The sequence below is a fragment of the Corynebacterium sp. c25Ua_89 genome, from assembly GCF_047459735.1.
GTDB lineage: Bacteria > Actinomycetota > Actinomycetes > Mycobacteriales > Mycobacteriaceae > Corynebacterium > Corynebacterium simulans.
Window position 1 is genome coordinate 69,708 of the sequence record NZ_JASBOD010000001.1, and the last position, 21,699, is coordinate 91,406.

Consider the following 21,699-nt stretch of genomic DNA (forward strand, 5'->3'; position numbering starts at 1 on the left):
CATGCTGGATCCTTTCGGGACTGCGGCGGGGCGCCTGCGTGTACCTGCGAGTGGGCCGCCGCGTGAAGAACATCCCGGGTGGCCGGAATCCACCCCGAGCATTAGTTTGGCGCCTTCCAGAGTTCTACCGGAGGGCGGAGTCCTCCGCCTGCGTCCGCTGATGCGCGGCGATGGCCGTGACTGGCGCCGTCAGCGCGTCATCGATGAGCAATACTTACGCCCGGTGGAACCCACCATCCCAACGACGTGGGAAAACGCGCATTCGGGAAATTCTTGGTGGAACCATCTGATGTTCCTGCGTGACAACGCGCGGATGGGCAGTATCATCCCCCTGGTGATCGAGCTGGATGGTCAGTTTATGGGCCAGGTGACGCTGGGCAATATTCAGCACGGCAGCATCGGGGAATGCTGGATTGGCTACTGGGTCCATTCCGCAGTCCACCGCGCCGGCGTTGCTACGGCAGCGTGCGCACTGGGCGTTGACCACGCCTTCCGCCGCGTAGGTATGCACCGCGTGACAGCGACCTATTTGCCGGAAAATCCTGCCTCCGGCAAGGTCCTGAAGTCCTGTGGTTTCCGCGAAGAGGGATATCTGCGTCGCAACCTGCATATCAATGGCGCTTGGCGCGATCACTACTTTGTGGCGCTCAACCGCGAGGACTTTCCGAACACCGCTGTCGCGCGGTTACGGGCGGAGGGGCGACTTCTTTAGCCGGGTGCCCCAGTTGGCGGGTAGATTTCGCCACTGTTTTCACACAAGTCACAACATTGTAATTTCCCCGATTTTGAGTCTTTATAGGGGCGGTTGAGGCGCTAACGTTGAGACAAACTCTGCACCCTACGGAAGGTCACCCACACCGTGTCCATTGCTGTGCCTATTATCGCCATCATCGTGGTCTGGGCTTTTGTCTTGGCACCTTGGCTGCTGCGTTCGCAGCGCCCGATGAGCCACACAGGTGAAGCCTTTGATGACACTCGCGTGTTGTTTGAAGGTGACTCCGGAAACGTCGCCGCGCGCCGCCGCCCGCGTGTTAATAAGCGTGACGTGCGCCGTTTTGAAGACGATACCGAAGACTACGAAGTCATCGACGCTAGCGATATCTCCGTGGTTGACGAGGAAGAAACCCCTGCCGTTACCATCGCCGGTGCCGCAGCAAAGGCTAAGGCGAATCCGCGCCAGCCGGGCGCTCAGCTGTCTGATGAGCCTGAAGGCGGAGACGCCGTGAAGACGGACGCACCGGAGACCGTTGAGGGGGAAATCGTCGAAGAGTCCGGCAAAGCCAAGGCTGAGACGACGGCGAAGGAAGCAACCCCAGCCGGCTCCGCTGTCCCAGTTTCGGCGCAGCAGGATAAAAACGAAAAGTCGGAGGACGCAGCGCGCGAATCCGAAGAAGATGAGCTCCTCATTGAAGATGAAGCCGAAAAGGATAAGCCTGTGGATCTGAAATCCAAGCTGGTGGATGACGCGGAGGCAGCAGAGGTCTTCAGCGCGCCAGCAGTGGCCGTGGTCGCAGACGATGCCTACGATCTTGATTCGGCGTACACCTCGCCTGTGGACTTGATGTACCCCGGCGCGGTCGACACCGAGGAACAGGTGAGCCAGATTCCACAGGCCATCGAGTCTGTCGAGGAATCCGAGACTGAGATGGATGAGGATACTGATCTATCTGAGGATGAGGTTGCTTTTGCGCAGCGTCGCCTTGGCCGCGGCGGCTGGGATCCGGTGGCAGAAAAGGCTGCTTCCGCAACCCGCTACCAGCGCCGTCAGCGCACGCTGTTGGGTCTTTCCTTGGCAGTTGTTCTCACTGTGTGCTTGGGCATCGTCGTGGGTGGCTGGACCTGGTGGTTCGCCGGAATCGCTGGCATCTTCAGCATGATCTACCTGATTGCCCTGCGTACCCAGGTTCGCCAGGAGCAGGCACTCTTGCGTCGCCGCGTGTACCACCTGCGCCGCGCTCGCTTGGGCGTGCGCAGCGCCGAAGATGATGAACTGGCCATCCCGCGTAGCCTCCGGCGCCCAGGAGCCGTGGTGCTCGAAGTAGACGATGACAGCCCGGACTTTGACCACCTGCCAGTCCACTACGACGACGATGAGTTCGATGGCTTCGACGGCCCGCACGCAAGTAACCGACAGCGCCGCGACGACCTCGCATCACGCCGTGTGAGCTGACCTCCTCGGCGAGTTAGTTGCTTTTAAGCATCAAACTCGTTTGGCCAGACACCAGAAGTACCGCGGCGATGGGAGCCAATGAGATGGGCATCGACCATGCCGATGGCTTCCATCAGCGCGAAACAGGTAACTGGTCCCACGAATGTAAAACCCTCTTTCTTCAAGGCCTTGGATAATTCCTTGGCCTTGTCGGTGGTTTTAGGGATGTCTTCCATATAGCGCGGGTAGAGGTTTTCTTCTGGCATGAAAGACCAGATGAATTCGCTCAGGCCGCCCTTCTCGCGCAGCTTCACCGTGGCATCAGCATTGGTAACGGCAGCTTCAATCTTGCGGCGATTGCGGATGATCTCCGGATTTTTAAGCAGGCGCTCTACCTCGGCTGCGCCAAAGGCTGACACGATATCTGGGTCGAAGCCGGCGAAGGCGGCGCGGAAGGCCTCGCGTTTGCGCAACACTGTGGCCCAGGACAACCCCGACTGGAAGCCCTCCAAAGTCAGGCGTTCAAAGAGTGCCGCTTCTTCGCGTACCGGCATACCCCACTCGGTGTCGTAATACTCGCGCAGAAGGGGAGAGCCCATAGCCCATGGCGGACGGCCGACACCCTCGGCGTCGTAAACCAGTCCGGTTCGTTCTGTGCTGGATACGCTTTCGGTACTTTCAGTGCTTTCCATCTGTTGCGGTTCGGCAAAAGGATTCGTCAAAGTCATGTCTGCTTCTTTCGGTTGAATGCGTAAGTTCTTTTCGCTCTTGCACTATTTGACTGTCTTAAGCTCGTAACGGTTCCCGGCGGACGTTCATACGCTGTGGGTTTGGGGCTTTTACAGTTGATTCGCCAGCACCTAGGGGTTCCAGGGTAGTGTATTCCTCATGAATAGACCCGCTGTCCGCGATACCGCGCTGCTGCTTTTGCGAGCAGTCCTAGGCCTCGTTTTCGTCGCGCACGGTGTGGACAAAATGTTCTTCGCCGGAATCGATGAGACCACCGGACAGTTCTCCGCCATGGGTATCCCACAGCCCCATGTTTCTGCATATATCGCAGCATTGGGGGAGATGATTGGCGGCTCCTTACTCGTCGTTGGGTTGCTTACCACTTTTGTTGCTGGTGCCTTGGCGCTGTTTATGGCCTGTGCTCTCTATTTCGTGCACCTGGGGCATGGCCTTTTCGCCGCCGACGGTGGCTTTGAATACCCGGCGGTGCTTATTGCATCGCTGGTGATGATCGTGGTCTTTGGTTCCGGCCGCGTCAGCTTGGATGGAGTGTTGAGCCGTGTTGACGCATGAGGAAATCCAAGCGGCGATCTCCGCGCAGCTTGACGGTGAGCCCACCGACGTTTCCAACGACGTCATCGAAACCCACGTGGAAAGCTGCGAGCAGTGCCGGGCCTACCGCGATAAAGCCGCAGCGTTGTCCCGTTCGTTGAGCTTTGTTGAATCGGCTCAAGGAATGGCGCCGCCCCAGGATCTTTCTGAGGTCATCATCGCCGGCGTTGAGCCAGAGTGGCGCCGTGCCTCCAGCGCACGTCAGACCACGCTGACGGTAGCGCGCGTTGCACTCGTGGCACTCGGATTGCTCTTTTCTATCTGGGCCGTCGTCGTGGTGGTCAGCGCTTCCGGGCTTGCCGTCACCGGTGCCGAGGGAACGCTCGACCCAACGGCTGATCCGGAACGAGCACGCCTGCTGATTGAAGGCGCTGCTTTGCGTTTCGGTCTCGCCATCGGTTTGTTCTTCGCTGCTTGGCGGCCGGCATCCGTACCAGGCATGTTGCCTGTCGCAGCAACCATGTTCGCATTCCTCTTCGGCTTCACCATGCGCGATATTGCTTTGGGAACCATCGTGATGAGTCAGGTATACATCCTCCTGGCCACCGGCGTCAGTGCTCTCGTTCTGTCTTGGGCATGGGTATCCTATAAGGGCTATTCAGCTGCAGATTTTTGGCGTTTCTTGAGTGCGAATCCGCATTAGGGAAAATAAAAAGATTTAAGCGCGGATCCTCGCTTCAGGAGATCCGCGCTTAATAGTTTCTACACACGCTTATAGATGTTTAGGTCCATGAGTTTAGCCACATTATGGACTCATACCAGTCGTTTGTGATCATTAGACCGTAGAGAATGGGCGAGAAGTAGATGAACATCGTGACCACCAAGCACATGTAACAAATCGCCACGAATGTACCACTACGGAGTTCCCCGCCGGCAAGTGAAGACAGCCAGCGCCAAGAAATTTTCTTGCCGTGACCGATCATCTGTCCTAGAGCAAGCGAGATGAGCACGATGACAAATGGGATGAAGGCTGTGGCGTAGAAGAAGTACATCTGGCGGTCAAAAGCGGCCAGCCATGGCAAGAAACCAGCGGCAAAACCAACGAGTGGGATGAGGAATGCGCGATTACGCCGTACAAACAGTGACCACAGTCCCCATAACACAGCTGGGATAACCAGCCACCAAATCGCTGGGGTGCCGAAGAGATAGAGCATTCTGCGGCAGGTGTTGGTGCCGTTGCACTGCAAATCCGTTGATGAATAGTAGAGAATAGGCCGCGCTGCTACGAGCCATGCCCATGGCTTGGAATCCCAGGGATGGGAATGGCCGCTAGAGCTGGTTAGTGAGGCGTGGAATTCCAGCACGGATGAGTGATAGTAAAACCAACCGGCAATGGACTCGGGAAGCTTAAGCAGCCAAGATCCGTCTTCGATAGTGCCGTCTACTTTGGCATGTCGATAGACAGCAGTTTCAGAAGAGAACCATGCTCTCCAAGTCCATGCGTAGAGAGCAATGGGGACTAAGACCAATGAGGCAAGCGCTGCAGGTGTGTCGCGAACGAGCGTACCCAAGATGTATCGACGTACACGATAGCGTCGGCGTAAAGCAAGGTCGCTAAACACTGACAAGAGGCCAAAAAACATAATGTAATACAGGCCCGTCCATTTGACGCTTAGTGCGAGACCTAGGAAGATTCCTGCGCTGAAGCGCCACCAACGGAAGCCAAACCGTGGTCCGAAGTCAGAGTTGCCCATATTCCCAGCGATAAAAGCATTGTGCAGGCGGACTCGCATTTGATTGTGATCGCGTGCCAGCGCCCAAGCAGCCGCGACGATGAAAAAGACTTGGAAGATATCAAGCATGCCAAATTTTGAAGACACTAAGAGCACACCGTCGAAAACTGCGAGTAGCCCAGCGAATGTTGCTACTTGCCATGAACTAGAAACGCGCCTGGCTAGCGCCATCGTTAATAGGACGGTGCCTACGCCGAATAACGCAGACATTAAACGCCAACCCCAAGGGCTATAACCAAATACCATCTCTGAAAGCGCGATAATTTGCTTTCCCAGAGGAGGATGGACCACGAGACCGTAACCTGGATTAGATTCAATTCCGCCAATGAAAAGGTTGTCCCAGCTTCGAACCATGTCCCAAGCTTGTGGAACATAATGTTTCTCATCGAATACCGGTGTCCCTTTTGAAACGGGTCCAGTGAGATCTAACAAGCGCGTTAGCAAAGCTAGGGCAGCGACTACGGATGTGCTTATCCAGTCAGCTTTGCTCCAGTGGTATTGATTGGGGCCAGCTGGAATATTTACCGCGTGAGTTCCACGGTGCTGTCGCCGCTTGCTACTTTTTTCAAAGGCACGGATATTTGATGAGGCACGAACACTATTCACCTTGCTTAGTTTAGGCTACTGGGCATGCATCGGGGGGAGTCGGTGCCGCCAAGGTGTGCAATGCTAGAAGTTATGAATACCTCGTTTCGCCTAGATCCCCTTCCGCGCGGTGTCATTGTGGCAGCCACTCCTTTGGGCAATATTGGAGATGCTTCGGCACGACTCATGCAGGCGCTTGAGCACGCCGACATCGTGGCGGCAGAAGATACGCGCCGTGCACGTAACCTGGCGCAGGCTCTGGGAATCGAAATCCGCGGCAAGGTGGTCTCCAACTTTGATCACAACGAAGAAGGCCGCGCAGCCCAGCTTGTCGAGGCCGCTCGTTCCGGCACCGTCCTGGTTGTCTCCGACGCGGGCATGCCTTTGGTTTCTGATCCAGGGCACTCCATCGTTGCTGCAGCAGCCGAAGCTGGGGTGCCGGTGACCTGTTTCCCCGGGCCATCTGCAGTGCCCACTGCTTTGGCTCTGTCCGCTCTAGGCGTAGGTCATTTCCTCTTCGATGCTTTCGCCCCACGCAAAGCCGGTCCGCGAAAAGCTTGGTTGGAATCGCTGCGCGGTGAAAAGCGCGCCATTGTCTTTTTTGAATCACCTCACCGTTTGGCACAGACTCTTAGCGACGCCGCGGCGGTTCTGGGTGAAGACCGCCCCGCTGCCGTGTGTCGCGAACTGACAAAGACCTATGAAGAAGTAAAGCGCGGAAGCCTGGGTGAGTTGGCAAAGTGGGCTGAGGACAATGCTCGCGGTGAAATCACGGTTGTTATCGAGGGCGGTGAAGAGGTTCCCTCATCGCTTGAGGAACTGGTGGATAAGGTCCAGCGCCGTGTGGCAGATGGAGTGCGTGCAAAGGATGCCTGCAAGGAAGTCGCTGAGGGTACTCCGGTGTCTAACCGCGAACTTTATGACGCCTTCTTAAGCGCTCGTGACGGCGAAAAATAGGGTTAAATGCCCAATCGTTGCAGGATTGTTATAGCCAAAAGCTCGCATGAGGCTAAAGTCCTGCATATGCTAGTTAATTTTCATCTACGCGGCTGTTTGGAAAGTGAAATTATCCTGCCAAAATACTGGATTTAGGCGGCTGTGCAGCACATTTAAGTTTGACGCTTAGCATCGGCCGCCCTCATTCTGGAGTGTATGACTAATCCAGAAACAAATTCGAATACGGCAAAGGGTACGGATCCGGCGTCCAGTGCGGCGCCGGTTTCGTCTGAGGACTACCAGACCGTTGATGAGAAGCTGGAATCAGCATCTGCGACGAGTCAGCTACAAAACATGCTCGGCGACGAGGACTTCGCTTCTCATGAGATGACTGAGCCGGAAATTGAAATCGCAGCGGACGATGACGCTCCAATCGACTGGACCATCGTCGGCATCGCGGGCGTGCTTATTGCTGCCATCGTTGCATGGGGCTTAGCCGCGCCGAGCAACTTCGCGGACTTCGCTAGCGATGCACTGAGCTTCGTTGTTAACGACTTTGGTTGGGCCTACGTGCTCTTCGGCACGATTTTCGTTGTATTTGTTATCTTCATCGCCGCCTCCAAGTTTGGCACCATCCGCTTGGGCCACATCAATGAAGAGCCTGAATTTTCTACGCCCTCCTGGATTGCGATGATGTTCGCTGCAGGCATGGGCATCGGCCTGATGTTCTACGGCGCATCTGAGCCGCTGAACTACTACCTCAACGGTGTTCCTGGCCATGAGCCGAAGGAAGTGGGCACGTCGATGGCTACGGCGATGTTCCACTGGACCCTCCACCCATGGGCGGTGTACGCCATCGTTGGTCTCGCAATTGCGTACTCGACCTTCCGTATTGGCCGCAAGCAGCTGCTGAGCCAGGCATTCGTGCCGCTCATCGGCCAGCGCGCTGCCGATGGCTGGGTTGGCAAAATCATTGACATCCTGTCCATTTTTGCAACCGTCTTCGGTACTGCATGTTCCCTGGGCATCGGTGCAACCCAGATCCAGGCTGGTATCCAGGCTTCTGGCCTCATCGACAACCCATCCCAGAAGGTCGTCGTTGGCATCGTCCTCGTGCTGACCCTGGCCTTCCTGCTTTCCGCAATGTCCGGCGTGGGCAAGGGCATTCAGTATGTCTCCAACGCCAACATGGTTATGGCCGCACTGCTTGCCATCTTCGTATTCATCCTGGGCCCAACCGTTTCCATCCTGAACCAGATTCCGGGCTCCATCGGTAACTACCTGGATGCGTTCACCGAGATGATTTCCCGTACTGCTGAGTCCAACAACGGCGAAGCAGGCGAGTGGCTGTCCACCTGGACCATCTTCTACTGGGCATGGTGGGTCTCCTGGTCCCCATTCGTCGGTATGTTCCTGGCACGCATTTCCCGCGGCCGTTCCGTCCGCGAATTCTGCATCGGCGTCATGCTGATCCCGGCTGGCCTTTCCACCGTGTGGTTCGCCATCTTCGGCGGCACCGCAATCCACATGGAGCAGAATGGCAACTCCATCTCCGGCGAGTCCTCTGAGGTTGAGCTGTTCAACCTGCTGCACAACCTGCCTGGCGGCTTCATCGCCGGCATCATCGCAGCTATCCTGCTCGCAACCTTCTTCATCACCTCCGCTGACTCGGCTTCTACCGTTATGGGTTCCATGTCTCAGAACGGTGCGTCCAACGCTAAGCCATGGCTGTCCGCAGCATGGGGCGTAGCCACCGCGGCTGTTGGCCTGACCCTGCTGCTGGCTGGTGAGGATTCCCTGTCCAACCTGCAGAACGTCACCATTGTGGCTGCGCTGCCATTCCTGTTCATCGTTGTGGGCCTGATGTTTGCCATCTACAAGGCTCTCAGCAACGACGTCATCTACTTGGAATACCGCGAGTCCCAGGCATTCCAGCGCAAGCTTGCCCGCGAGCGCCGTCTGCACCGCGAGTACCAGCGCGCTGAGGAACTCAAAAAGCGTCGTCAGCGCAAGCGCGCTCAGCATAAGTAGGGCTGAAGCAAGCGATTTTAGTCGCTGACCGAGCTAGCTCACGCTCCCTTTGCACACAATCGTGCAGAAGGGGGCGTTTGCTTATGTATACCCGCATCTTTATGCGTCGCCGATGTGACCCCCCTCAACGCACGCTGTTGACTAAGGCTTCGATAAAGTGGTGGGCATGACTGAGTCGGTAGTAGTAAATGTTGCCTGGCCGTATGCCAACGGCCCCCGCCACATCGGACACGTGGCAGGCTTTGGTGTTCCTTCTGACGTATTCGCACGTTTCCAGCGAATGCGTGGCCGCAACGTTCTCATGGTCTCTGGCACCGATGAGCACGGCACTCCGTTGCTGGTGCAAGCCGACAAAGAAGGCGTGACCGTTCGCGAACTCGCGGACCGTTATAACCGCCAAATTGTCACCGACCTCGCCGGCTTGGGCCTGTCCTATGACCTTTTCACCCGCACCACCACGCGCAACCACTACGCGGTAGTGCAGGAGCTGTTCAAGGGCCTTTATGAAAACGGCTACATGCTCAAGGAAACCACCAAGGGTGCCATCTCGCCGTCGACTGGCCGTACCTTGCCTGACCGCTACATCGAGGGAACTTGCCCAATTTGTGGTGCTGAGGGGGCGCGCGGCGATCAGTGCGATAACTGCGGTAACCAGCTGGACCCAGTAGATCTGATCGACCCAGTTTCCAAGATCAACGGTGAGACGCCAGAGTTCATCGAGACCGAACACTTCCTCCTCGACCTGCCTTCCGTGAAGGACGCACTGGAGGAGTGGTTGAAGACTCGCGAGGACTGGCGTCCAAACGTCCTGAAGTTCTCCCTGAATTTGCTCGAAGACATGCGTCCGCGCACCATGACCCGCGACATCGACTGGGGCATCCCAATTCCGGTAGAGGGCTGGGAGGAAAACTCCGCAAAGAAGCTCTACGTCTGGTTTGACGCTGTCATCGGTTACTTGTCTTCTTCCATCGAGTGGGCGCATCGCACCGGAAGCCCGGATGCATGGAAGGATTTCTGGCAGAACGATAAGGCTCGCCATTACTACTTCCAGGGCAAGGACAACATCACCTTCCACTCGCAGATTTGGCCTGCGCAGCTCCTGGGTTATGCCGGTAAAGGCGCGAAGGGCGGCGAGCTGCACAAGTTTGGTGAGCTGAATCTACCTACCGAGATTGTTTCCTCCGAGTACCTGACGATGTCCGGCTCGAAGTTCTCTTCTTCGAAGGGCGTTGTCATCTACGTCAAGGACTTCTTGGCGGAGTTCGGCCCGGATGCGCTGCGTTACTTCATCTCCGTGGCCGGTCCAGAAAACAATGACACAGACTTTACGTGGGACGAGTTCGTGCGCCGTATCAACAACGAACTGGCCAATGGCTGGGGCAACCTGGTCAACCGCACCGTCTCGATGGCCTACAAGAACTTCGGCGAAGTCCCAGCTCCCGCCGCACTGGAAGAAGCTGACAAGGCCATCCTGCAGTTGGCGGAGGAGACCTTCGAGACTGCCGCAGGCCACCTCGAGCAGTCGAAGTTCAAGCAGGCTATTACCGCCGTCATGCACGTCGTTGGTGAGGCGAATGCTTATATCGCTGCGATGGAGCCATGGAAGCTGGCCAAGGATGAGACCCAGCGCGAGCGTCTGGCCACCGTCCTCTGGACTGCGCTCCAGGTGGTCTCTGACTGCAACGTCATGCTCACCCCGTTCCTGCCGTTTACCGCGCAGAAGGTCCACGAGACCTTGGGCCGCGATGGCGTCTGGGCGGCACAGCCTGAGGTACGCGACGTCGTGGACGATATCCCGGTTGAGCTCGCAGGCGTTGGCCTGCCGCCGGAGAATCACCCGTACCCAATCATCACCGGTGATTACACCGCCCAGCTGGCAGCGTGGAAGCGCGTAGACGTCGAGCCTGGCACCACTCTTTCCAAGCCGAAGCCGCTCGTGGCAAAGCTTGACCCAGAGCTTGGTGAGACCGGCCCTGAGTGGGCACCCGTCCAGAAGTAAGATGGCGGCTCGCCGAAGCATCGCGGCCGCTCTCGCTTTTGCGGTCGTTACCTTAACTGCGCTGAACCTGCGCGCCGGAATCGCCTCCGTGGCGCCGGTGCTGGGGGACATCAGCGCGGCTTTTGGCGTTGGCCCTGCCATCGCCGGGACTCTCACGGCCCTTCCGGGCTTGTGTTTTGCCCTCATGGGGTGGGCCGCTGTGCCCATCGCCCGGCGCTTTGGGCTTAGTACGACGCTTCTCGGCGGCGCAGTGGCACTCGTGGTGGGGCTTGCCGCGCGCCCATGGGTAAGTAGTTTCGCACCCTTCGTTGCGCTCACGCTGCTCGTCGTCGGCGGCATCGCTGTCACCAACATCTTGTTGCCTGCATGGATCAAGACCTACGGAACTGCGCGCACCGTGGTGGCGTTGATGACGACTTACACCACTGTGCTTGGCGTATCGAGTGCCCTTGGCCCGATGTCTACCCACCTGGGTGGCTGGCAGATGTCGTTGTTTGTGTGGGCGATCCCTGTCGTCCTGCAGGTAGTGGGGTGGCTGATTGCCTGTAAGCACACCGGCGTCGATCCAGTGCAAAGCCCGGATACCGCGGCGATTCCGATGCGCCGTTCGCGTACCGCTGTTGCACTTCTTTTCTTCTTTGGCCTGCAATCCACCATGGCTTATGCACAAATGGGGTGGCTGCCCACGATGCTTGAAAGCCGTGGGGTCTCTGCCTCCCGGGCCAGCCTGGCGCTCGCGCTCATCGGCGCCATCAACGTCGTCGGCGGGCTCATCATGCCGGTTCTCATTGAGCGGCTGCGAGATCTCCGTCCCGTTCCACTGGTTTTGTCGGCTGCTACCTTGGCCGGCTGGCTGGGTGTGCTCGTCAATGCGAGCGCAGCGCCGCTTACCTGGGCCACTCTGATGGGCATCGGCGGAATGTGCTTCCCGCTGGCCCTCGCCCTGATTGCCGCGCGCACCCGGCAGCCGGAGGTAACAGCACGCCTTTCCGGCTTCGTGCAGCCGGGTGGCTATATTCTGGCTGGCGTATTCCCGTTCCTCTTCGGCGTTCTCGCGCAAGCAACCGGCGGCTGGGAAGTTCCGTTGGGTGTGCTCATCGCACTTACCCTAGCGATGGCGGTGGCAGGCGTTGCCGCCGCCCGCTCGGTCTACATCGACGACGAGCTCCTGTCGAAGTGACGTTGTAGGTGCACTAGGCCCAGACGCACTCCGTCCTTGGTGTGGATATTGGGCATGCGGCCGGTCTCTTCGAAGCGGAACTTCTTGTGGAGGCGGATGGAAGCCTCATTGGTATCGACGATGTAGGTGATCATCGTCTGCACGTAGTCGTTGTCCTTGGCATCGTCGACCACGGCACACATGAGCTCGTTGCCCACGCCTTTGCCGCGCGCCGAAGGAGCGACGTAGACGGAGTTTTCTACGGTGCCGTAGTAGATGGCTGGCGTTACGAATTGGAAATAGGCAGCCCAACCGATGATCTCGTCATCTTCTACGGCAACGAAGACGGGGTAGCCGTCCTTTTCCATTTGTTCGAGCCACTCGGCACGATCCTCGACGGATTCTTGCCAGGTGACCAAGTTGGCTGCCGGGGTAGCGGCGGAGGCAGCGTTGTAGATGGAGGCGATTGCGGCGGCGTCGGAAAGCGCGGCGGGACGTACGTGCATAGGTGTCAGGGATCCTTAAACAATAAGAAGCTGCGGGGTTAAACGAGCAGCTGCAAATGGGCGAGATTTAGCCAGTGTCCCCTCTTGTAGGACACCTCTTTGAACGTTCCTACATTGGCAAAACCGAACTTCTCATGCAACTTGATGGATGCGACGTTAGTGCCCACGCCTTGGCCTTGGGCTGCCGGATCCAAAAAATGGTGGTTTCGTATGCGTTCCAGATTACAATTGCGTCCATGTCTAAAAAGAAGCCACGTCCAGTCCCTGTTCCAGCAGAAGGTTTGTCACAGCTTGTCGACGCCCATACGCACTTAGCCTCCTGCAAGGACCCAGCCGCCGACATCGTGTCCCGCGCCGGTGCTGCAGGGGTGTCGCGCATGGTAACGGTAGGCGATGGCTTGGAAGAGGCCGAGCGGGCGTTGCAGGCCGCGCACGAATTTTCCAATGTGTGGGCGGCATGCGCCATCCATCCCACCAAGGCGCAGGAATTGGACGAGCAGGCACGTACGCGCCTGGTGCAGATGGCTGCGGACCCCCGCTGCGTGGCAATCGGGGAGACCGGACTCGATACCTATTGGATTGAGCATGAGCCGGAATCCACCGCACCACTTGAGGTGCAAGAAGAGGCGCTGCGCTGGCACATGGATCTGGCCAAGGAAACCGGTAAGGTCCTGATGATTCATAACCGCGAGGCGGATGCGGACTTGTTGCGGGTGCTTGGCGACGCCGAGAATGTCATGTTGCACTGTTTCTCCTCGCCACTCGACGTGGCAAGGCAGGCGCTTGAGCGCGGCTGGGTGTTGTCTTTTGCCGGCAATGTGACCTTTAAGCGCAATGAAGAGATGCGTGCGGCGGCAGCCGCTGCGCCGGCAGGCCAGCTCTTGGTGGAAACCGACGCTCCGTATATGACCCCGGAGCCATTCCGCGGCGCACGCAACGAGCCGACCTTCATCGGGCATACGTATAACTGCATTGCTGAGGCGCGAGGCATGCGCGTCGAGGAGCTGATCGAAGAGGTTAACCAGACGTTCACTTCGATATTCGGCTTCTCCTAGGCAAGATTTAAGCATTTATGCTTAAATCTGTGACGATCTTCATATTCGGCATTTTGCCTGTTCAGCGGTGATGGACGTGCCGAATGTGAAAGCAGTGTTGGAAGTGGTGCAGGTGGAAAAATCGTTTTCGACTGCATCCTGCTGTTATCGTATCGTTATTCAAAGATTTGCTCTGCTTCCCCCCGTTTTCGATGAGAGAGTTTCATGAACCAGATTAAGCGCATCAATTCTTCCCGTTCCCTGCCTCTGCGCCTTGCCACCGGTGGTGTGCTCGGCACTTTGGCAGTGGGCGGAGTCGTCGCTGTTTCTGCACAGAAGGACATCACCGTTGACGTCAACGGCGACAAGGTCGAGTTGGCCACCTTCGCAGGCAACGTCGATGAGGCGCTGCAGGCTGCGGGCGTCAACGTCGGCGGCGAGGATCTCGTTTACCCGGCTCCTTCTGAAGAGGTTGCCGACGGTGACAACATCACCGTGCGCACCTCTAAGCCTGTTGCCGTTACTATCGACGGCGTCGAAAAGCAGCTTTCTTCCACCGATCTCACCGTTTCTGATCTTCTGGGTGGTCTGGATGGCGTGAAGCCAGGTGCTTCTGTGACCTCCGGTGATAAGAAGGTGGGAAAGGATGACGCTCTGGAAGATGGCATGGAGCTGGAGGTCACCTCGCCGAAGATCGTCAAGATCAACGACGGCGGCAAGATTACCTACACCAACATTGCTGCCAAGACCGTCAAGGACGTCATCGAGGAGCGCGGCATTGGTGTGGATGAAGATGACCGCGTCTTCCCAGCCATGGACACCCCGGTGACCAACGGCATGTCTATTAAGGTTGACCAAGTTTCTACCACCTTCTACGACGCCACCGAAGAGTTCGAGGCAGAGCCAAACTACGTCGATGACCCAGAGCTCGAAGAGGGCACCGAGGAAATCCGCGAGGAAGCCGTTAAGGGCCAGCGTAAGGTCACCCGCAAGCTGGTGATGAAGGATGGTGCCAAGGAATCCGAGGACGTCGTCAAGGAAAAGGTCGTTACCGAGCCGGTTGCTGCGACCATCGCTCGTGGCACGAAGAAGCCCGAGGCTGAGCCACATGCCGGCGGTGCGGCAGCACCTGCCGTAGCCGATGGCTCCGTCTGGGACTCCATCGCACAGTGTGAGGCAACTGGTAACTGGGCCATCAACACTGGTAACGGCTTCTCCGGCGGCCTGCAGTTCACCCCGTCCACCTGGGCTGGCTTCGGCGGCACCGCATATGCGCCGGAAGCATGGCAGGCAACCCGTGAGCAGCAGATCGCTGTGGCCGAGAAGGTTCAGGCCGCACAGGGCTGGGGCGCATGGCCTGCTTGTACCGCGAAGCTGGGCCTGCGCTAAGCACGCAGACTCTTTAGGCGCCAATTCGCGCCAAGTTTAAAGCCCGCGAAAGCGGGCTTTCTTTGTATCCGGAAAACCTCGACTACTCTAAATTGCATGACTGAACCCAAACTGCTCGGGCCCGTGGAAATCCGCCAATTGGCCGAGAAACTGGACGTGACCCCGACGAAGAAGCTGGGACAGAACTTCCTGCACGATCCCAACACCATCCGCCGCATCGTTAGTGCGGCGCAGTTGCAGCGGGAAGACCGCGTCGTTGAGGTAGGCCCAGGCCTGGGATCTCTGACTTTGGGCCTGCTTGAGGCAGTCGATGACCTTACGGCGATAGAAATTGATCCACGCCTTGCAGCGCAGCTGCCGGATACCATCGCGCAGCGCGCACCGGAGCAAGCAGGCAACCTGCGGCTCGTGGAAAAAGATGCGCTGCGTATTACGGCAGGCGAGTTGGGCGAGCCGACTGCGCTGGTGGCAAATCTGCCGTACAACGTTGCGGTGCCGGTTCTTTTGCACATCCTGGAACTTTATCCCTCCATCCGTCGCGTACTCGTCATGGTTCAGCTTGAGGTGGCAGAGCGCCTTGCCGCCAAGCCTGGCAGCAAGGTCTATGGCGTTCCTTCGGTGAAGGCTTCCTTCTACGGCAACGTCCGGCAGGCCGGAACCATCGGCAAGAACGTCTTTTGGCCGGCGCCGAACATCGAGTCTGGCCTAGTGCGCATCGACTGCTTCGAGAACGCGCCGTGGCCTATCAACGATGAGACGCGCAAGGCGGTTTTCCCGCTTGTCGACGCCGCCTTTGCCCAGCGCCGCAAGACCCTACGCGCGGCACTCTCTGGTCACTTCGGCGGCGGCCCCGCCGCGGAAGAGGCTCTAGTGGCAGCCGGCATTGACCCGCGCCAGCGTGGTGAGAAGCTGGCCACCGAAGACTTTGTCCGATTGGCAGGTGTGCATTGTTAATTCGTGCTCGTGCCCATGCGAAGGTCAACCTGCACTTAGGAGTCGAAGCGGCGCGTCCCGACGGCTTCCATGAACTCGCCACCGTCTTTCAATCGCTGAATATTTCTGATGTGGTTAGCCTCGAAACGCTTGAGGATAGCACTCCTGCAGCGATGACCACGGGCCCAGTCGTGCAGGAACTGCGCGCGAGCGGTACCTATGCCGCAGGCGTGCCGGAAAATGACAAGAATTTGGCATGGCGAGCCGTCGAAGCGGTAGCGGATGCAGTACGCGGCGAGCGCGAGCTTGCCTTGCCCAAGGTCAAGTTGCAGCTAGAAAAGGGGATTCCCGCCGCCGGCGGCATGGCGGGCGGTTCTGCGGATGCGGCCGCGGCATTGCGCCTGGCCGCTCACGCATTTGCTGACTTCGGCGCTGTAAGCGAAGAAGAACTTTTAACACTGGCAGCGCGCCTAGGCTCTGATGTGCCTTTCACGCTAATCGGCGGCACGGCGCTGGGCACGGGTCGCGGCGAGAAGTTGGCGCCGATGCTTAGCCGCGGAACGTATACGTGGGCCATCATCACCAATGCGGAAGGGCTGTCCACTCCGGCCGTCTTTGCCAAGATTGATGAGCTTCGCGCAGCGGGGAAGGGCAGCAACCCCACCATGGACACTTCCGCGGTGGCGCAGGCGCTGATGAGCGGGCGTCCCGAGGCTCTCGCAAAGGTGCTGCGCAATGACCTGCAAGCGGCAACTCTTTCTTTGCGCCCAGACCTGCGCAAGATTCTGGACACTGGAATGGCCGCTGGTGCACTGACTGGAATCGTCTCTGGCTCTGGTCCTACCTGTGCCTTCCTCTGCGAGGACGAGGAGACCGCTGGTGAAGTCGTGGCCCAAGTGATGTTCGATAACAAGGGCACCCGTGGCATTGTGACCACCTCGCCGGCACCAGGAATCGAAGTAATTTAGGGTGTTATTAAAAAGTAAAAGCTGCAGCAGGGCAAAGTCCCCTTACTGCAGCTTTTGTTTATCTAGAGCACAGCCATCTCGGTTGGCTTGATGTCCAGTTTGAAGCGGTTTGCTTCCTTGCCCTCGAAGAGGTCGATGACAACGAGTTCCTTCTTGTTGGCATCGGTGACGAATGCGTAGCCGTCTTCCGCCTTGAGGATCGGTCCAGGCAGCTGCCATTCTTCGTTCTCGCGCCACTCGGAGATGGCGTCGATCTTCTTGGTAATCTCGCCGGTCTCTGGGTCGATGACGTTGAGCTTGCCGTCATAAGTCAGCACGAGGGCCTCTCCCAGCGGGCCGCGGGCCAGGGAACGGAACCAGTAGGAGGAACCGAGGTCAACCTTTTTGGCGGAGTAGTCCTTGGTGTTGATGAGGGAGACAGAGGTTGGGCGCTCGAACTCGGCGTCCTTTTCGGTCTTGTTGTCAGCCAAGATGACGTTGGATTCCTCAGAGCCGGCGGAGTTGCCGGAGCGCTGGTAGCCGTCTTTGCCCGCGTAGGCGGAAACGTCGATCTTGTGGAACTCCTTGCCGTCGAAGACAACTGGGCCGTCCTCGCAGCCGAAGAAGAGCTTGCCGTTTCCGGCGGTAGCCTCACCGTGAACGCCTGGGCACTTGGTGGTCTCGGTCAGGACCTTGCCGTCTTTGGATAGATGCTGGATGGTGTGGCGCTCGTCCTCGGTGCCCTTGGTCATGACGACGGAGCCGTCCTTGAGCGGAACGGCAACACCGTGATGTGCTGCGCCGGATTCGAAGGTCTTGACGTCTTTCGGATCGCCAGCCTGGTCGGTTGGGAAGACCTGTGCGGTGCCTTCGCCGTCAGAGAAGAGGGCGGTGAAGCCGTCGTGGTGGACCACATGGCTGGCGTGCGGCGCCTCGATCTCGGCGTCGGAAAGCTTAGGCTCGGCGGTGTAGTAGTGCTTGTGATCGCCGTGCGGCTTGGTGATGAGGCCGGAGTCGAAGCTTAGGAACTTATCACCTTTGGTGACCATGACGTGGCGGTTATCGCCAGCATTGGACAGGCGCAGGAATGCAGGTATTTCCTCTTCCTCGATGACCTCGCCGGTTTTGGCGTCGTAGGTCTTCAGGCCGCCCTCGTGGGAGATGACCACGCGATTGGGCAACTGAGCGACTTCGGTCTCGCCCTCGCCGGCCTCCATTCCATCGTGTTCATGATGGTGGCCTTCATGATCATGCTCGTGCTCGTGCTCGTGATCGTGGCCCTCGTGATCGTGCGACTCAGTCGCGGCATCGTTGGCCGGGGCCTGCTCATCAGCGGGCTTGGAGCAGGAAGTGACAAGGAGCGTTGTTGCGGAGACAGCCGCAAGAATAGATAGCGCAGATTTCTTCATAGCCATTTAGCCTATTTAGAGTAATTTTCATTTGCAATAGTCTGAAGTGGTGAGGGGGAACCGCGCGCTAGGCACTAAGATGGTTAAACGTTATGGCGAACCTTATTAACCTGGAAAAAGTTTCCAAATCTTTCGGTCTGCAGACGCTGCTCAACGGGGTGTCGTTGGGTGTTCAAAGCGGGGACCGCATTGGAATCGTTGGCGTAAATGGCGGCGGCAAGACCACGCTGCTGGAGGTGCTCACCGGTATCGAGCCGCCGGATGAGGGGCGTGTGTCCCACAATTCTGACCTGCGCATGGCCGTGGTGACCCAGCGCTTTGAGCTTGATGACGCCCTGACCATCGCCCAGGTCATCATCGAACCGCTCAGCCTCGAGACCTTCGAATGGGCCTCGAATGCCAAGGTGCGCGACGTTTTGGGCGGCCTCGGAATCGTGGAACTGGGCCTAGATACGCCGGTAGGTTCTCTGTCTGGTGGCGAGCGCCGCCGCGTTAACCTGGCCGCTGCATTGGTCCAGGAGCTTGACTTGATCGTGCTCGACGAACCGACCAACCACCTGGACGTGGAAGGCGTGCAGTGGCTGGCCCAGCATCTCCTGGCGCGCAAGATCGCAGCTGTCGTAGTCACCCACGACCGCTGGTTCCTCGATACCGTGGCAACCACCACGTGGGAGGTGCACGACGGCGTGGTCGATCCGTATGAGGGCGGATACAACGACTGGATCTATGCCCGCGCCGAGCGTGCCCGTCAGGCCGATGCGATGGAACAGCGCCGCCAGAACCTGGCGCGTAAGGAGCTAGCATGGCTGCGCCGCGGTGCGCCGGCGCGTACCTCGAAGCCGCGCTACCGCGTGGAAGCGGCAGAGGCACTCATCGCTGATGTCCCAGCACCGCGCAACAAGGTTGAGCTCATGGCCTTTTCCAAACAGCGCCAAGGTCGCGTGGTCATTGAACTTGAGGATGCCACGATTGCGACGCCGGATGGCCGCGAACTCGTTGACCACCTCACGTGGCGCTTGGCCCCGGGTGAGCGCATCGGTCTGGTCGGCGTGAACGGTTCAGGCAAGACCACGCTGCTGCGTGCTCTGGCTGGCGAACATCCACTCGCCGCGGGCAAGCGCATTGAGGGGCAGACGGTACGTCTGGGCTGGCTGCGCCAGGAACTCGATGACCTTGATCCGCAGCGCCGGCTAATCGACGCCGTGGAAGACGTGGCCACCTACGTCCAACTGGGCAAGAAAGAATTGTCTGCCTCGCAGCTTGCAGAACGCCTGGGCTTTTCCGCTAAGCGCCAGCGCACCCCAGTGGGGGACTTGTCCGGTGGTGAGCGTCGCCGCCTCCAGCTAACGCGCGTGTTGATGGCAGAACCAAACGTGCTGCTGCTCGACGAGCCAACCAACGACCTCGACATCGACACTCTCCAGGAACTAGAGTCCTTGCTCGATTCCTGGCCGGGCACGATGGTGGTCATTTCGCACGACCGTTACTTGATTGAGCGCATCGCGGATAATACCTATGCGCTCTTTGGCGATGGCAAACTCACCAATTTGCCAGGCGGCATCGATGAATACCTGCGCCGCCGCGCCGCCCTCGACGCGGCTCAGCCTGCAGGCGTGGTCAACCTCGGCGAAAGCGCGAAACAGGAAACCGCTCCTGATGGAAGCGGTAATGGCGCAGGAAACGCCAAGAAGGAATCTACCAAGCGCCTGTCCTCCCAAGAGGAACGCGAGCTGACCAAGAAGATGAATGCCTTGGAGCGCAAAATGGGCAAGCTCGACGAGCAGGCCACCAAGCTCAACGCCGAGATGGCCGAGGTAGCAGCTGCAGGCGACATCGACACTGCAAAGCTTACTGAGCTCGACGGCAAGCTGAAGGATGTAATCTCTCAGCGCGAGGAGCTTGAGATGGAGTGGCTAGAGCTTGGCGAGAAGCTCGAAGGCTAAGAATGCGTAGATAACAATGCTATTGCGATCTTGCTTTCAGCACTGCCTAATACTATTCAGCAAGCCCCAGGGTGTGGCACGGTGGAGGATATGAAACTGACGCGCCGTATTCTCCCCGTTTCCATTGCCCTTACTCTCGCAGCCGGCAGCTTGGCTCCTGCACAAGCTCAGCTTCCGGATTTCTCTTCCCAGATTCCTGTGGACATCCCGACAGATGTCACCGCTGGCAGCTCCCAGTTCATTCCAGCTGGCGTCCCACAGGTCGAACTGCCACCGCAGGCTTATGACCTTGCAAAGCAGTACAACATTCAGCTTCCGCCGTTTATCAAGCAGCCAGCTCCGGAGGTAGCTCACCACCTCGTCGGCGCCACCACTGAGCACCTGCGCAAGCAGGGCCACGTTGAGGATCGGAACGCTCGCAACATCGCTCAGGAATGGGCTGACCAGGGCGCGGCTGGTGCTCTTACCTACCGCAGCAACGTCGGTGACGGCCGCACTTACTTGAACGAAGGCAGCGGCAACGTCTACCGTCTGACCATTCAGGAAGCTCACGACCGCCTCAACTGGCTCAACCGTGACGTTCCAGTTACCCCGGCACCAGGCAAGCACTTCGGCGTAGCCACCAGCTTCGATGGCAACTTTGTTTACCTCGCCGAGTACTTTTTCAACTAGCTAATGCGGCTGGCTCAATGCCTGCCAGCGTCGCGCTGGAATCAACAAAGTTGGTGCTCGCGCGCAGATCTACAGAGCAGCTAAAGAAACCCACGTTTCGGGTACCGGCTGCGTCCTCCATAGTCACGCTTCCGGTTCCCGCATAGTGGACGATTCCGTCCCTCAAGATACGGTCGGTGACCATGTCGGGTGCGTCGGGGAAGTTCACCGTCTCGGGGCGGGCGGCAAGGTCTTGAACAGTGGCCTCATAAACTTGGGCCGCACGGTTGATATTTATCCATCCGTAGTACTTCGAAATTGAGCGGGTCAACGACAACGCAGTCACCGCGACTGCTCCCACCACAAGAAGAGCGACGCCGAACTTTTGACGGCGTCGCCTAGCGCTTAGTTCCTTCGCCAGCGAACTCATGAAGCCTCCACTAGGGCAGCGGGGGCAATGCTAGAGACTTCGGCGCGGCTCGTGACAAAGCTATGGGTACGGAAACTCACCAAGCAGTCATAGGTGCCTTCATCATCAACGCCCTCATCGTTGATGAAGATGACCTCACCGTGGGCGGTATAAACACGCATGGGCGCGCTGATCTTTGAATCCGTTTCCGGGATGGTCTCAGTAAGGAACATTGCGCGCTCCGGAATCTTGGCCTGCTTGAGCACCTCGCGCTCACACAGCGGGCGTGCTGCGTGATAATCGGCCCAGTTGCGGGCAGCCTCTTTGCCAAGGATCGTACCTACGCACAAAATCAGTCCGCAGACGACGATAAAACCCCGAGTGCAATCCATCGGCGAAGCCTCCGGCGCCACAGCGCGCGGCCTTCGTCCAAAGAGATTTGCGTAGTCACAGGAGGATAGAGGCCTTTCTAAAGAGGATTCTTACACAATATAGTATTTGGCTACTGTTGCCGAAGGCGATCTGGGTGGCGCGTGCTGTGCTCG

The 21,699-nt window shown here is 58.3% G+C and carries 20 protein-coding genes; 14 read left to right on the forward strand and 6 right to left on the reverse strand.

Annotated elements, in window-relative coordinates; translation table 11 throughout:
- Position 1 precedes the first annotated feature (1 nt).
- The gene (locus QKB66_RS00350; RefSeq protein ID WP_096336574.1) at positions 2 to 712 is read left to right on the forward strand and encodes a GNAT family N-acetyltransferase; all 711 of its coding nucleotides are present in this window, start codon (positions 2 to 4) and stop codon (positions 710 to 712) included.
- Between the two features lie 147 nt (positions 713 to 859).
- The gene (glpR, locus tag QKB66_RS00355) at positions 860 to 2,170 is read left to right on the forward strand and encodes a gephyrin-like molybdotransferase receptor GlpR (protein ID WP_311518401.1); all 1,311 of its coding nucleotides are present in this window, start codon (positions 860 to 862) and stop codon (positions 2,168 to 2,170) included.
- 23 nt (positions 2,171 to 2,193) lie between these two features.
- Here the strand turns inward: glpR and QKB66_RS00360 are convergent, their stop codons facing one another.
- Positions 2,194 to 2,841 (reverse strand): DNA-3-methyladenine glycosylase I, encoded by a 648-nt coding sequence (locus QKB66_RS00360; RefSeq protein WP_414252634.1) that lies wholly within the window; start codon positions 2,839 to 2,841, stop codon positions 2,194 to 2,196.
- 196 nt (positions 2,842 to 3,037) lie between these two features.
- Between QKB66_RS00360 and QKB66_RS00365 the strand changes: the two genes are divergently transcribed.
- Both QKB66_RS00365 and QKB66_RS00370 read left to right on the forward strand, forming a co-directional pair.
- Positions 3,038 to 3,451: a DoxX family protein gene (locus tag QKB66_RS00365; RefSeq protein ID WP_061921314.1), complete on the forward strand. Its 414-nt coding sequence runs from the start codon at positions 3,038 to 3,040 to the stop codon at positions 3,449 to 3,451.
- On the forward strand, positions 3,438 to 4,133 hold the full coding sequence (locus QKB66_RS00370; RefSeq protein ID WP_248091100.1) for a zf-HC2 domain-containing protein: 696 nt from the start codon (positions 3,438 to 3,440) through the stop codon (positions 4,131 to 4,133). The genes QKB66_RS00365 and QKB66_RS00370 overlap by 14 nt, the downstream gene beginning before the upstream one ends.
- A 79-nt stretch (positions 4,134 to 4,212) precedes the next feature.
- On the opposite strand, the gene QKB66_RS00375 is transcribed toward QKB66_RS00370, so the two are convergent.
- Entirely contained in the window at positions 4,213 to 5,742 is a 1,530-nt protein-coding gene (locus QKB66_RS00375) for a dolichyl-phosphate-mannose--protein mannosyltransferase (RefSeq protein ID WP_414252635.1), read from the reverse strand.
- A gap of 159 nt (positions 5,743 to 5,901) precedes the next feature.
- Here QKB66_RS00375 and rsmI point away from each other — a divergent pair, with 159 nt between their 5' ends.
- The 4 genes from rsmI (at position 5,902) to QKB66_RS00395 (ending at position 11,954) form a co-directional block, all read left to right on the forward strand.
- Positions 5,902 to 6,765, forward strand: coding sequence for a 16S rRNA (cytidine(1402)-2'-O)-methyltransferase (gene rsmI / locus QKB66_RS00380; protein WP_414252440.1), 864 nt, complete (start codon positions 5,902 to 5,904; stop codon positions 6,763 to 6,765).
- Between the two features lie 195 nt (positions 6,766 to 6,960).
- Entirely contained in the window at positions 6,961 to 8,775 is a 1,815-nt protein-coding gene (locus QKB66_RS00385; RefSeq protein ID WP_414252441.1) for a BCCT family transporter, read from the forward strand.
- A gap of 166 nt (positions 8,776 to 8,941) precedes the next feature.
- Positions 8,942 to 10,774, forward strand: a complete 1,833-nt coding sequence (gene metG, locus QKB66_RS00390) for a methionine--tRNA ligase (protein WP_414252442.1) — start codon at positions 8,942 to 8,944, stop codon at positions 10,772 to 10,774.
- Between the two features lies 1 nt (position 10,775).
- A complete protein-coding gene (locus QKB66_RS00395) occupies positions 10,776 to 11,954 on the forward strand; it encodes an MFS transporter (protein WP_414252443.1) in 1,179 nt (392 codons plus the stop codon).
- On the opposite strand, the gene QKB66_RS00400 is transcribed toward QKB66_RS00395, so the two are convergent.
- A complete protein-coding gene (locus tag QKB66_RS00400; protein WP_414252444.1) occupies positions 11,924 to 12,439 on the reverse strand; it encodes an N-acetyltransferase family protein in 516 nt (171 codons plus the stop codon). The genes QKB66_RS00395 and QKB66_RS00400 overlap by 31 nt on opposite strands.
- Positions 12,440 to 12,675: 236 nt before the next feature.
- Between QKB66_RS00400 and QKB66_RS00405 the strand changes: the two genes are divergently transcribed.
- The 4 genes from QKB66_RS00405 (at position 12,676) to QKB66_RS00420 (ending at position 16,763) form a co-directional block, all read left to right on the forward strand.
- A complete protein-coding gene (locus QKB66_RS00405; RefSeq protein ID WP_248091059.1) occupies positions 12,676 to 13,494 on the forward strand; it encodes a TatD family hydrolase in 819 nt (272 codons plus the stop codon).
- Positions 13,495 to 13,698: 204 nt separating this feature from the next.
- Positions 13,699 to 14,862 (forward strand): resuscitation-promoting factor, encoded by a 1,164-nt coding sequence (locus QKB66_RS00410; protein WP_248091057.1) that lies wholly within the window; start codon positions 13,699 to 13,701, stop codon positions 14,860 to 14,862.
- Between the two features lie 96 nt (positions 14,863 to 14,958).
- Positions 14,959 to 15,816 (forward strand): 16S rRNA (adenine(1518)-N(6)/adenine(1519)-N(6))-dimethyltransferase RsmA, encoded by an 858-nt coding sequence (gene rsmA, locus QKB66_RS00415; protein WP_248091052.1) that lies wholly within the window; start codon positions 14,959 to 14,961, stop codon positions 15,814 to 15,816.
- Complete coding sequence (locus tag QKB66_RS00420) at positions 15,810 to 16,763, forward strand: 4-(cytidine 5'-diphospho)-2-C-methyl-D-erythritol kinase (protein WP_248091049.1); 954 nt, start codon at positions 15,810 to 15,812, stop codon at positions 16,761 to 16,763. The genes rsmA and QKB66_RS00420 overlap by 7 nt, the downstream gene beginning before the upstream one ends.
- Before the next feature lie 62 nt (positions 16,764 to 16,825).
- On the opposite strand, the gene QKB66_RS00425 is transcribed toward QKB66_RS00420, so the two are convergent.
- Positions 16,826 to 18,157 carry a hypothetical protein gene (locus QKB66_RS00425; protein ID WP_414252445.1) on the reverse strand — a complete coding sequence of 444 codons (1,332 nt, stop codon included), beginning with the start codon at positions 18,155 to 18,157 and terminating at the stop codon, positions 16,826 to 16,828.
- An 86-nt stretch (positions 18,158 to 18,243) separates the two neighbouring features.
- Between QKB66_RS00425 and QKB66_RS00430 the strand changes: the two genes are divergently transcribed.
- A complete protein-coding gene (locus QKB66_RS00430; RefSeq protein WP_414252446.1) occupies positions 18,244 to 20,094 on the forward strand; it encodes an ABC-F family ATP-binding cassette domain-containing protein in 1,851 nt (616 codons plus the stop codon).
- A 90-nt stretch (positions 20,095 to 20,184) separates the two neighbouring features.
- A complete protein-coding gene (locus QKB66_RS00435; RefSeq protein WP_414252447.1) occupies positions 20,185 to 20,766 on the forward strand; it encodes a hypothetical protein in 582 nt (193 codons plus the stop codon).
- Here QKB66_RS00435 and QKB66_RS00440 read toward each other — a convergent pair.
- On the reverse strand, positions 20,759 to 21,175 hold the full coding sequence (locus QKB66_RS00440; protein ID WP_248091042.1) for a hypothetical protein: 417 nt from the start codon (positions 21,173 to 21,175) through the stop codon (positions 20,759 to 20,761). The two genes, QKB66_RS00435 and QKB66_RS00440, sit on opposite strands and share 8 nt — an antisense overlap.
- Positions 21,172 to 21,546, reverse strand: a complete 375-nt coding sequence (locus tag QKB66_RS00445) for a hypothetical protein (RefSeq protein ID WP_414252448.1) — start codon at positions 21,544 to 21,546, stop codon at positions 21,172 to 21,174. Before QKB66_RS00445 ends, QKB66_RS00440 begins: the two co-directional genes overlap by 4 nt.
- Between the last annotated feature and the right edge of the window lie 153 nt (positions 21,547 to 21,699).